This is a genomic window from Brachybacterium sp. ACRRE, from assembly GCF_022346485.1.
Lineage (GTDB): Bacteria > Actinomycetota > Actinomycetes > Actinomycetales > Dermabacteraceae > Brachybacterium > Brachybacterium halotolerans.
This window is the reverse complement of record NZ_JAKRMO010000088.1, coordinates 1-11,368: the sequence shown is the minus strand read 5'-3', so window position 1 is coordinate 11,368 and position 11,368 is coordinate 1. Positions and strand designations below refer to the sequence as shown.

The following is an 11,368-nucleotide window of genomic DNA, read 5'->3' as shown; positions in this document are numbered from 1 at the left end:
GCCGTCGAAGAGGAACTCGGCCTCCGCGTCGGTGCCGGGCACGAAGTCGGCGGTCTGCTCGCCGTCGACCGTGAGGGTCGCGTGGTGGAGGGCAGGGCCCCAGCCGTCCTCGGGGAAGGAGTCGGACAGGCGCACGAACACCTCGCCGTCGCCGACCTGGCCGGCGAGGTCCACGGTCTGCGTGCCGAGGTTCGAGGAGTCGGTGACGCGCTCCTTCTCGCGCAGCAGCTCGGTCCATTCCACGCCGTCGACCTCGACGGTGTGGGTGGGCGGGAGGCCGACGAGGACCTTGTGGGTGCTCTTCTCCCAGAGATGGTCGGTGGCGAACGCGTAGATGGCGGCGGGGTCGTCCTCGAAGCGTCCGCGCAGGTCCTCGACGACCTTGAGGCGGTGCTCGGTGGCCTGCTCGGCGGTGGCGACGACGGCGCCGCGCTGGGCGGCGATCGTGGTGGCGAGGTTGATGGTGTCCGGGGCGTCCATGTCGTAGACGACGGCGCCCACGATGCGACGGCGGTAGCGGCCGACGAGGTCGAGCGGGTGCTTCTCGTACCGGGTGCGCGCGGGCAGGTCGGGGATCCAGGTCTCGTCGACGTCGTCGGCGATGAGGTACAGCTCGGGGCGCTCGCGGTTCACCAGGCCCTGCAGGGTGATCAGCAGCAGACGGTCGAAGCCGTCGAGCTTCCGCATGTCCCCCACGCGCACCGTGCTCGCGGCGCGGTCGAAGGTCGGGAAGAGGTGCCCGCGCTCCCAGTGCACGGCAGGGGCCCCGCCGCCGGGGTGGCCGCCGTGGTGCCCGCCGGCAGGGGCGGGACCCGCCGCGTCGGCCGACGGGGCGCTCATCGAGAGGGCAGCGGCGGCGCCCGCGGCGCCGATGCCGCCGGCCAGCGCCGTGCGGCGGGTGAACGAGCGGGACGTCGAGCGCATCGGCGCTGTCGGCTCAGGGCGGGAGGAGAGGGCAGGGCGGGGCAGATCCACGGTCATCATCGACTCCTGTGGCGGTTGGGGATCTGCACTGTAACCGCGCGATGCTCACGTGGGAAGAGCGGGTCGGGGGCACGAGACGACAGGTGGGGCGGTTCGTCGGGAAGGTCCGTGTCGGCGGGCCGCGGACTCGCTCACCCCTTCATGCCCGAGTGGGCGAGGCCCTCCACGACGCGGCGCTGGAGGACGATGAACAGGATCATCAGCGGCAGCATCGCCATGAAGCTCGCGGCCATCATCACCGGGTAGTCCGTCGTGAACTGGCCCTGCAGGGACGTCAACCCCACGGCGAGAGTGGTCTTCTCGTCGTAGGTGGCGGCGATCAGCGGCCACATGAGGTCGTTCCACGAGGCGAGCGCGGTGAGGATCGCGACCGCGCTGAGGGCGGGCCCCGAGAGCGGGAACATGATCCGCCAGAACGTCTGCCACGGGTTTGCGCCGTCCAGGCGCGCGGCCTCCTCGAGGGAGGCGGGCATCGACAGGAAGTGCTGGCGCATGAGGAACGTGCCGAAGGCGCTGAAGACCCCCGGCGCGGCGATGCCGGCGATCGTGTTGAGCAGCCCCAGGTTCTGGATCACCCCGTACTGCGGGATGAGATAGATCTGGTACGGGACCATCAGGATCGAGAGCACCAGGGCGAACACGAGGTTCTTCCCGCGGAACGTCATCCGCGCGAAGGCATAGCCGGCCAGGGCGCACAGCAGCAGCTGTCCGATGACGCGGGCGATCGTCACCAGCGCCGTGTTCACGAACTGGTGCAGGAAGGGAACCTGCTCGAAGACCGCGGGATAGTTCTTCCACTGCGGCGACGCGGGCAGCCAGCTGGGCGGGACCGAGGTGACCTCCGCCTGCGTGGACAGCGACATGTTGATCTGCCACAGGAACGGGAACACCATCAGGATCCCGCCGATCAGCAGCACCGCATGGGTCGCCCATCGGGGCCGACGGGCTCTGGTCCCGGAGGGGGCGCGATCGGTCGCGATCGAGCGCGCACCCGTGCGTGCGGTCGTGCGCACGGTCGTGTGTGCGGACGTCTCACTCATAGTGGACCCACCTCCTCTGCAGGCGGAACTGCAGCAGCGTGAACACTCCGATGATCGCGAGGATGAGCAGGGCGATCACGGAGGCGTACCCCTGGTTGTTCTGGCGGAAGGCCTCGGAGTAGAAGAGGTACACGAGCGACTGGGTGTCGGCCATCGCGGGGTTCGCCTGGCCCATCATCGCGAAGAGCAGGTCGAACAGCTGGAAGCCGTTGATGGCGGTGATGATGGACAGGAAGAAGATGCTGGGCGTCAGCAGCGGCACGGTCACCGAGAAGAATTGGCGCACGGTGCCGGCGCCGTCGAGCTGCGCGGCCTCGTACAGCTCGGCGGGGATGCCGCGCAGTCCCGCGCCCAGGATGATGATCGCGAGCGGCAGGCTCGACCACAGGCCCACGATCGAGATCGCCAGCAGCGACCACCAGGGAGCGGTCACCCAGTAGGGGCCGTCGATGTCCACGAGGGAGAGCGCCCAGTTGACCAGGCCGAACTCCTTGTTGAAGATCATCCGCCACACGAGCGAGACGGCGACGGGCATCGAGACGGCGGGCAGGAAGAACAGCACCTGGTAGAAGCGCGCGAAGCGCAGGCCCTTCTGGTTCATCAGCGAGGCGATGCACACCGCGAGCGGGATGCCGCACAGCACGATCACCGTGTAGATGAGGGTGTTGAGGACGGCGCGCGGGATGAAGGAGTCCTGGAGCAGCTGCGCGTAGTTCGCGAGCCCGTTGAAGGTGCGCCCGCCGAACGGTCCGAACACCGTGAAGGAGTTGATGACCGTCGCGAGGATCGGCCAGAAGTAGAAGACGGCGATGCCGATCAGCAGGGGGCCGAGGAACACCAGCGGCCACCAGCCGTCGGCCCCTCGGCGCCGCCTGCGCGGCGCTGCCGCGGCGGTCTCATGACTCATCGGCGAGCACTCCGTCCATCCGATCGGCGAGGTCCTTCGCGGTCTCCGCCACGTCGCCGGGGCCGCCGACGATCTTGGGGAGCAGGAGCTCCTCGAGCTGGTTCCAGGCCGAGGTGTTCTGGGAGACCGGGTAGGGCAGGGCGGTCTCGGCGGCGTCGACGAAGAGTTCGAGGTCGAAGCCCGGGAGGGCGTCGAAGAAGCTGTCGTTGGTGCCGATGAATGCGGGGTTCGCGGCGCCCGCGGCGCCCTGGATGCGCGCGGCCTTCTCGGACCCCAGGAACGCGAGGAACGCAGAGGCGGCGGGCTTGTGGGACCCGTGCGCGCTCATCGCATAGCCGATGCCGTGGATGACGTTGCCCTCCTGCTTGCCGTGGATGAGCGGGGCGGCATCGATCTGCTCCTTGACCACGGAGTCCTGCAGCACGGCCGCCTGCCAGTTGCCGGAGGTCATGAGCGCCGCGCGGCCGTCGCTGAAGAGGTCCTGCGGAGGGTTCTCGGTGGTGTACCGGACGTCGGGGGCGATGCCGTCGTCGATCATCCCGCGCAGGAAGTCGAAGGCCTCGAGCGTCCCGGGGTCGTCGTACCCGGAGGTCCTCTTGTCCTCGGAGACGATGAAGCCGCCGGCCTGCAGTGCGAGCGGGTAGATGTACGCCTGGGTCTCGATGCCGCCGGGATTTCCCCAGATGCGGTCGGAGCGGAGCTTCCGGGTCACCTGCTCGGAGGCATCGCGGTACTGCTGCCAGCTCCAGGAGCCGTCGGGCGCGTCGACGCCCGCCCGATGCAGCAGCTCCCGGTTGTACCAGAGGCCGATCGTGTCGAAGTCCTTGGGGATCGCGCAGGGCTTCGCGTCGTAGGTGTAGAGGTCGACGAGGTTCTGGGGATAGTTCTTCGGGTCGAACCCCTCGAGATCGCTGAGGTCCTGGAGGAGTCCGTGGGAGGCGTAGAGCTCGAAGTTCGGGCCGTTGATCCAGAACACGTCGGGCAGGTCGTCGCCCGTGGCCTGGATGCGCAGGCGCTCGAAGTAACTCGCATAGGCGGCGATCGACATCGTCACCTCGATGCCCGGGTAGTCCTCGTGGAAGGCGTCGATGATCTGCCGCATCGCGGGCGCCTGGGCGGCGTCCCAGATCTGGAAGCTGATCGAGTCCTTCGCGCTCTTCGCGGCCATCGCGCCGAGCTCCGGGGAGGCTCCGCCGCCTCCCGAGGAGCATCCGGAGAGCGCGAGCGCTCCTCCGGCCGCGGCGACGCCTGCGGCTCCTAGCAGGGTGCGTCTGCTGGTCACGCCCACTCCTTCGTGCTCATGGTCCGGCGCTCGCGAGGACGGCGCCGACGACGGATCCACCGTAGGGCATGCACCGGGGTCGGCGTGAAACGCTTCACCCATGGTGGTACGACCCGGCCCGCCATAAATCCCTCGACCCCGCTCCCCCGTCCGCCGTACCGTGCTGCTGAGCGTCGGCCGCCATGCGCCGACCCCGAGGGGAGGAGGACCCGATGGTTGTCACCGTGCTGACCCCTGCCGTCCTCCGCTCCACCTCGACCTGCTGACCCCGCGGACCCCGCGCACGATGCGCTGCTCCGCGGTGAGCCCCGCACCGACGGACCGCAGGTCCCCACCTCGGGAGAACCCCACATGGCACCGTCCTTCGACTGGGACACCTTCTATACGACCTCTCTGGTCACCGCCGGCGTGACCGACGACGACCTTCCCTGTGACCCCGACGGGCCCGGGCCCGACCAGCGCTGGTCCACCTGGCCCGAGACGGCCCACACCCTGGACCGCGGCCCGCAGCCGTTCCCCGCCTGGGTGGTCCAGCACGAGGGTGCGATCGACACCGAGCTCGGTGTGCTGAAGACGGGCAAGGAGGCCGACGCCTTCCTGCTCGAGCGCGCCCTGCCGCCTGCCCTCCGCACGGGAGCGCCCGGTGAGGCGGCGCTCATGGTCGCCAAGCGCTACCGCGCGGACGAGCACACCTCCTTCCACCGCTCCGCGCAGTACACCGAGGGCAGGCGGGTGACCGATTCCCGCGAGGGCCGTGCGATCGCGCGCGGCAGCGCGTTCGGCAAGCGCGCGGCCGCCGGACAGTGGGCGCGCGCCGAGTTCGACACCCTCTCCCGGCTGCATGCCGCCGGCCTCGCCGTCCCCTATCCCGTGCAGATCCAGGGCACCGAGGTCTGCATGGAGTTCATCGGGCTCGGCGGGGCGACCGGCCAGCCGGTCACGCCCGTCGCCGGGCCCCGCCTGCACGAGCGCCGACCGTCGGCCGAGCGCGCCGCGCAATGGGCCCAGGAGCTGCGCGACTTCGTGCTGCGCCTCGCGGAGCTGGGGCTCGTCCACGGCGACCTCTCGGCGTACAACGTGCTGGTCGATCCGCGCAGCGAGGACGAGCGCCTGGTGGTGATCGACGTGCCCCAGGTGATCGACCTGATCGCGAACCCCAACGGACCGGATTTCCTGCGCCGCGACTGCGAGAACGTGTGCACCTGGCTGCGCGCCCACGGAGCCGCCCCGCATGCCGCCGACACCGAGGAGTGGTGGACCGAGGCGATGGAACGGCGCGGATGAGGCGCCGTGCCGGGGCGGCACCGACGGCACGCCGCGCCGCCGAGGCACGAGCAGAACGGAGACGAACATGCTGAAGGACGACGAACTGCACCGGATCGCGCAGCGGCTCCATGCTGTGGGCGGCGTCGAGGCCGTGGTGCTCGGGGGCAGCCGAGCCCGCGGAACCCACCACGAGGGGTCCGACGTGGACCTCGGCCTCTACTACGACGCCGAGCACCTGGACATGCACGCACTGCGGGAGGCCGCGTGCGAGATCGCCGATGCTCCGGTCGACGTCGCCGGCCCCGGCGGATGGGGCCCCTGGGTCGACGGCGGCGGGTGGCTCACCATCGAGGGCATCGCCGTCGACCTCATCCTGCGCGAGACCTCGCGGGTGCGCGGGCAGCGGGACCGGGCGATCGCAGGCGAGTTCGCCTTCCACCACCAGCTCGGCCACCCGCTGGGCTTCCTCGATATCGCGTACGCGGCGGAGGCGGCCGTGTGCGTGCCGCTCGCCGACCCCGGCGACCTCGTCGAGCAGCTGCGCGGAGGCCTGCACCCCTACCCGCGTGCGCTGCGGGAAGCGTTCGCGGAGCACCTGGTCAGCGCAGAGTTCCAGCTGGGCGGGGCGGCCAAGGCGGCCGTCCGGGGCGATGTCGCCTACATCGAGCTGTGCTGCGCGTGCGCACTCCTGTGGTGCGCACATGCGTGGTGCGCCGAGGCCGGCGTCTGGGTGACCAACGAGAAGGGCCTGATCCCCGGCGTCGGGCACCTCCCGATCGACACCCACGGCTTCACGGCGCGCGCGACGGAGATCCTCGCGGGCATCGGCGCGGAGGGGCCCGCGGAGGCCGGCGGCGGGGGCAGGTCTTCGGTCGACGCCGCAGGCGGATCTCCAGTCGGCGACCGCGCGCCTCGCCTGGCACGTTCCATCGTCGAGGCGACCGAACTCGTGCGCGAGACCCGGGAGCTGCTCGCCCGAGGATGACCGCCTGCACGGTCGCCCGCGTGGGCACTATCGCCCAGAAAGAAGCGGGGCGCGCACGCGCCCAGGACTCGGCCCGTCCTTGATGAAGTCCCGGCGATCGAGCATGCTCATGGCATGAGGAGGCGCCGGTGCCTCCTCATCCGCGGACGCGCCACGACCGGCACCGCATGATCGAGACGACTCCGGCACAGACGCCGGCAGCACCCTCTTCGAAACGGAGCCCCGAATGCTCACCCGTCGCCAGACCCTGCTGCTCATGACCGCTCTGGGCCCGGCGTCGGCACTGAGCGCATGCGGTCCGAACCTCCCTTCGAGGTCGAACAGCGATCCGAACACCGTGCGCACCTACTGGTGGGGTGGGGACCTGCGCCACGAGCTGACGCAGAAGGCGCTCGGGCTCTTCAAGGACGCCCATGGCGACGTCACGGTCACGCCCGAGTACAGCGAGTGGACCGGGTACTGGGACAAGCTCGCGACCCAGACGTCCGGCGGGAGCATGCCGGACCTCCTGCAGATGGACGAGAAGTACATCGACTCCTACGGCACCCGCGGGGCCCTGCTCGACCTGGAGACTCTCGGGGACGTCCTCGACCTCTCCGGCATGGAGAAGAGCCTGCTGGACACGGGGCGCCTCGAGAACGGGACGCTCGTCGGCGCGCCGCTGGGCACGGGGATCCTGTCGGTCGGGGTGAACACCGACATCCTCGAGGCGTCGGGAGTCGATGCACCCGAGGACACGTCGTGGACCTGGGACGACCTCATGCAGACGTCCGTGCAGATCAGCGAGTGGGCGGCCGACGAGGGCAAGGACATCGTGGGCCTGGACGGCTTCGGTCAGGGCGGCGACCAGCTCGCGGCGTGGGCGCGCCAGTCCGGCGAGCAGGTGTTCCCGCGATCCGACGAGACCCTGGTCAGCCTGGACACGATCGCCTCGTTCCTGGACTACTCGAAGAAGCTCGTCGACGCTCGCGCCGTCCCTTCCGTCTCGGCGCAGATCGAGGACACCGCGGCGGGCGTCGAACAGGGATTGTTCGGCACCGGCAGATCCGCATTCCACCTGCAGTTCCATACGCAGATCCAGACGTTCCAGACCTCGTCGAAAGCGCACATGACGCTGTGGCGCCTGCCCGCCCTCACCAGCGGCAGCCCTCGCATGGTGAACAAGGCGTCGATGTACTGGTCGATCTCGTCGCGGTCCCGGTCGGCGCAGAACGCGGGCCTGCTCATGGACTTCCTGCTCACCGATCCCGGCGCCGCCAAGGCCCTGAAGATCGAGCGCGGGGTGACGGGATTCCCCGATGTGCAGGACGAGATCGAGCCCGACCTCGACGAGATCGAGACCATCTGCCTGGACTTCGCGCGCGACATGCAGAAGGAGGTCGCCCCCACTCCCCGGGTGACACCGACCTCAGGTGTCGGCTTCTCCGACGATTTCACCCGGCTCTCGCAGGCCTACTACTTCGGGAACCAGTCACTCGACGACGCCGCCCAGGCGATCCTCAGCTCGGTGCAGGGCATGCAGTCCTGACGCCCGCGCTCACGCCGTGCCGTCGCGCAGCTGCGCGACGACGCCGAGCAGACCCTGCATGGCCTGCGCGCGCACGGCGTCACCCGCCTGGAACGCGGGATCGAGGACGGCATTGTAGTAGAGCCCGTCGCCGATCAGCATGATCGCCTCGGCCCGGGCGTCGTCGCCGACCTCCTCGCGGATCAGTGCGAGCCAGCCCTCGCGCATGTCAGCGAAGGCCTGGTGCACGGGGGCGTCGTCCCTGCCGGAGAGACGGGTCGCGGCCACAAGCGTGCGATCGAACGGGGTGTCCTCGAAGACGGAGGTGCGCACGAAGTAGGCGGAGGGGCCGTCGGACGCCTCGGCCATGAGCTCCACGTCCTGCGCGGCGCGCTCGCGCATCCGCTCGGCGAGACCCTCCACGAGGGCCCGCTGGGAGCCGAAGTGGTAGAGCAGCCCGCCCTTGGAGACCCCCGCCTGCGCGGCGACGGCGTCGAGGGTCGCAGCGCGCTCCCCGTCGCGGATGAGGATCTCCTCGAGGGCGTCGAGGACGTCTTCGCGTGCGGACATGACCCACACCATAGGCCCCGCTGTTTACTGTACCGTCTGGACGGTTTAGTCTGAAGCTGCCGGCGCGCGGCGCTCCGCGCCCGTCGGCCGTATCCCGCGCACAGCGCACGCCCGCGCATCCCCGGAATCCCGCACACGAGGCAACCCGCGCATCCACCGCATCGAAGGAGGAAGATCATGACCATCACGAGCCCCATCCCGGTGATCGGCACGTCGACCTCGCCGCGTCGGCGCTGGGCCGCCCTCGTGGTGCTGATGCTCCCCGTGCTGCTGGTGTCGGTCGACAACACCGTGCTGTCGTTCGCGCTGCCCGCGATCTCCGAGTCGCTGCGGCCCAGCGGGACGGCCCTGCTGTGGATCGTCGACGTCTACCCGCTGCTGCTGGCCGGTCTGCTGGTGCCGATGGGCAGCCTGGGCGACCGCATCGGCCGTCGCCGGCTGCTGCTCATCGGCGCCGCGGGCTTCGCGGCCGTCTCCGCGATCGCGGCCTTCGCACCCAGCGCCCTCGCCCTCATCGGTCTGCGCGCGGCGATGGGCCTGTTCGGCTCGATGCTCATGCCCGCGACGCTCTCGCTGATCCGGAACATCTTCGATGACCCGCGCGAGCGCCGCACCGCGATCGCGCTGTGGGCGGCCGGCTTCTCGGGCGGCGCGGCGCTGGGCCCGATCCTGGGCGGCTTCCTGCTCGAGCACCTGTGGTGGGGCTCGGTGTTCCTGCTGGCCCTGCCGATGCTGGTGCCGCTGCTCGTGCTCGCGCCGATCCTCGTGCCGGAGTCGCGCGACCCGCAGCCGGGGCCCGTCGACCCGCTGAGCATCGTGCTGGTGATGGCGACCATGACGCCCTTCGTCTGGGCGATCAAGACCGCGGCCGACGCGGGCGTCTCCGTCCCCGTCGTGCTGGCCGCGGGCATCGCGGTCCTCGCCGGCGTCGCCTTCGTGCGCCGCCAGGTCACCCGCGAGCAGCCCATGCTCGACGTGCGCCTGTTCACCATCCCGGCCTTCAGCGCCTCGGTCACGGCGAACCTGCTGAGCGTGTTCTCGCTGGTCGGGTTCCTGTACTTCCTCTCCCAGCACCTGCAGCTCGTGAGCGGCCGCTCCCCCATGCAGGCGGGTCTGCTCCTGCTGCCCGGGCTCGTGGTCACGATCGTGGCCGGCCTGCTCGTGGTGCGCGTGGTGCCGCGGGTCCGGCCCGCTCACGCGATGGCGGCGGGCCTGCTCATGAACGCCGTCGGCTACGGGATCGTGCTGGTCACCGGCACGGCCGGGTCCGACGGGGCGCTCGTGCTCGCCTTCGCCGTGGTCGGTGCGGGCGTCGGCACCGCCGAGACCATCTCGAACGACGAGATCCTCGGCGCCGTGCCTGCGCGCAGGGCGGGCGCGGCCTCGGCGATCTCGGAGACCGCGTACGAGACGGGGGCGGTGCTGGGCACGGCGATCCTCGGCTCGATCCTCAATGCGACCTTCCGCGCGCATGTCGAGGTGCCGACGGCGCTGAGCGGCGGGGCGGCCGACGCCGCCGGGCAGACCCTGGGCGGTGCGACCGATGCGGCCCGCTCGCTGGGCGGCGAGGCGGGCGAGGCGCTGCTGAGCTCGGCCCGGGAGGCCTTCGACTCCGGCGTCGCCTACACGGCGGGCGTGGGAGTCGTGCTGATGGTCGCCGCCGCCGCGATCGTGGTCATCGCGATGCGGGAGCGTCGCCCCGCGCGACGCTGAGCCCCTGGGCGACGAGCACGCCCTGCAGCGGCAGGCGCCCGACGGCGATCGCCCGGCGCAGCGCGGAGGCGTGCCGGGAGTCCCATGCCATCTGCACGTTCGCGGGGTACACCGCGAGGAACAGCGCGACCGAGGCCACCCCGCCGAGGCGCCGGGTGGAGGGGGCCGCCAGCAGCCCGGCGACCACGAGCTCCGCGACGCCGGAGGCGTAGGTGTAGCCGCGGGCCGCGCCGGGCAGCGCGGGCGGCACGATGCTGTCGAAGGGCGCCGGCTTCGCGAAGTGCATGACCCCGGCTCCGGCGAGCAGGACGGTGAGGAATCGGCGGGTGCGCGCGGGGTGGCTCATCGGCCCAGGCTATGCCCGCGCGCTGACCCTGCGATCAGGCCGGAGCAGGGTTCACTCGGGCCTGGTCCACGCGAGGGTGTGGCGGAAGGCCAGGTGCCGGCGCGCCCTCAGCCCCGGGAGGATCGGGGCGGCCCGTCGCACGAGTTCGTCGAGAGGGATGCTGGGATCCTTGATCGGAGGAGCACCGTCACTGGCGGCTCCCGGTCCCCGACGGGCGGGCCAGGGATGCTTCACGGCGCCGATCAGCGGGTTCGTCGCCATCGAGGCCATGTCCCAGGCGTGGTCGCGCAGCGACGCGGGCGGGGCGAGGCCCACGCAGAGGAAACGCCCACCGGGGGCGAGGAGATCGCGCACCCGTGTCAGCGCCTGCTCGAGGTCCATGTGGTGCAGCACCGCGATCATCGTGATCAGGTCGAAGGGCCCTGCGAGGTCCTCGAATCGCGCGTCCGGCACGTCCACGTGCGGAAGCTCCGCCGTGCGGCGCGCGGCGACCTCTCGCATCCCGGCGTCGCGGTCGATCCCCTCGACGCGATCGAACCAGGGCGCGAGCTCGACGAGCAGTCCGCCGCGTCCGCAGCCGACGTCGAGCGCCGCGCGCCGACGCTCCGGCAGCTCATGCAGGATCCAGCTGTGGAAGTGGTCGTTATGGCTCCACGGGTGCCGGGCGTTCAGGTCGTGCATCGCCCGCGACGCGGCGCTGCCGAGGCGGGAGTCGAGATGATCGCGGATGCCCATGCGGCCCTACGCTATGCCCCGCCGCCCGTCCCC

The 11,368-nt window shown here is 70.9% G+C and carries 11 protein-coding genes; 4 read left to right on the top strand and 7 right to left on the bottom strand.

Annotated elements, in window-relative coordinates; translation table 11 throughout:
* The 4 genes from MHY49_RS17665 to MHY49_RS17650 all read right to left on the bottom strand — a co-directional run.
* The coding region (locus MHY49_RS17665; protein ID WP_304502688.1) for a GxGYxYP domain-containing protein at positions 1 to 984 on the bottom strand (984 nt) is incomplete at its 3' end.
* Between the two features lie 131 nt (positions 985 to 1,115).
* Positions 1,116 to 2,024 carry a carbohydrate ABC transporter permease gene (locus MHY49_RS17660; protein WP_370646210.1) on the bottom strand — a complete coding sequence of 303 codons (909 nt, stop codon included), beginning with the start codon at positions 2,022 to 2,024 and terminating at the stop codon, positions 1,116 to 1,118.
* Positions 2,017 to 2,931 (bottom strand): carbohydrate ABC transporter permease, encoded by a 915-nt coding sequence (locus tag MHY49_RS17655; protein ID WP_239206346.1) that lies wholly within the window; start codon positions 2,929 to 2,931, stop codon positions 2,017 to 2,019. The genes MHY49_RS17660 and MHY49_RS17655 overlap by 8 nt, the downstream gene beginning before the upstream one ends.
* Complete coding sequence (locus tag MHY49_RS17650; RefSeq protein ID WP_239206344.1) at positions 2,921 to 4,213, bottom strand: sugar ABC transporter substrate-binding protein; 1,293 nt, start codon at positions 4,211 to 4,213, stop codon at positions 2,921 to 2,923. Before MHY49_RS17650 ends, MHY49_RS17655 begins: the two co-directional genes overlap by 11 nt.
* Before the next feature lie 351 nt (positions 4,214 to 4,564).
* On the opposite strand from MHY49_RS17650, the gene MHY49_RS17645 reads away from it, so the two are divergent.
* The 3 genes from MHY49_RS17645 (at position 4,565) to MHY49_RS17635 (ending at position 7,992) form a co-directional block, all read left to right on the top strand.
* On the top strand, positions 4,565 to 5,497 hold the full coding sequence (locus MHY49_RS17645) for a serine protein kinase RIO (protein ID WP_239206342.1): 933 nt from the start codon (positions 4,565 to 4,567) through the stop codon (positions 5,495 to 5,497).
* A gap of 67 nt (positions 5,498 to 5,564) precedes the next feature.
* Positions 5,565 to 6,464 carry a nucleotidyltransferase family protein gene (locus MHY49_RS17640; protein ID WP_239206340.1) on the top strand — a complete coding sequence of 300 codons (900 nt, stop codon included), beginning with the start codon at positions 5,565 to 5,567 and terminating at the stop codon, positions 6,462 to 6,464.
* A gap of 226 nt (positions 6,465 to 6,690) precedes the next feature.
* Entirely contained in the window at positions 6,691 to 7,992 is a 1,302-nt protein-coding gene (locus MHY49_RS17635) for an ABC transporter substrate-binding protein (RefSeq protein WP_239206338.1), read from the top strand.
* 9 nt (positions 7,993 to 8,001) lie between these two features.
* Here the strand turns inward: MHY49_RS17635 and MHY49_RS17630 are convergent, their stop codons facing one another.
* Positions 8,002 to 8,541 carry a TetR/AcrR family transcriptional regulator gene (locus tag MHY49_RS17630; RefSeq protein WP_239206336.1) on the bottom strand — a complete coding sequence of 180 codons (540 nt, stop codon included), beginning with the start codon at positions 8,539 to 8,541 and terminating at the stop codon, positions 8,002 to 8,004.
* A gap of 177 nt (positions 8,542 to 8,718) precedes the next feature.
* Here MHY49_RS17630 and MHY49_RS17625 point away from each other — a divergent pair, with 177 nt between their 5' ends.
* Positions 8,719 to 10,254 carry an MFS transporter gene (locus tag MHY49_RS17625; RefSeq protein WP_239206334.1) on the top strand — a complete coding sequence of 512 codons (1,536 nt, stop codon included), beginning with the start codon at positions 8,719 to 8,721 and terminating at the stop codon, positions 10,252 to 10,254.
* Here the strand turns inward: MHY49_RS17625 and MHY49_RS17620 are convergent.
* Positions 10,217 to 10,600, bottom strand: coding sequence for a hypothetical protein (locus MHY49_RS17620; RefSeq protein ID WP_239206332.1), 384 nt, complete (start codon positions 10,598 to 10,600; stop codon positions 10,217 to 10,219). The two genes, MHY49_RS17625 and MHY49_RS17620, sit on opposite strands and share 38 nt — an antisense overlap.
* A 51-nt stretch (positions 10,601 to 10,651) precedes the next feature.
* Positions 10,652 to 11,335 (bottom strand): bifunctional 2-polyprenyl-6-hydroxyphenol methylase/3-demethylubiquinol 3-O-methyltransferase UbiG, encoded by a 684-nt coding sequence (locus MHY49_RS17615; protein WP_239206330.1) that lies wholly within the window; start codon positions 11,333 to 11,335, stop codon positions 10,652 to 10,654.
* Between the last annotated feature and the right edge of the window lie 33 nt (positions 11,336 to 11,368).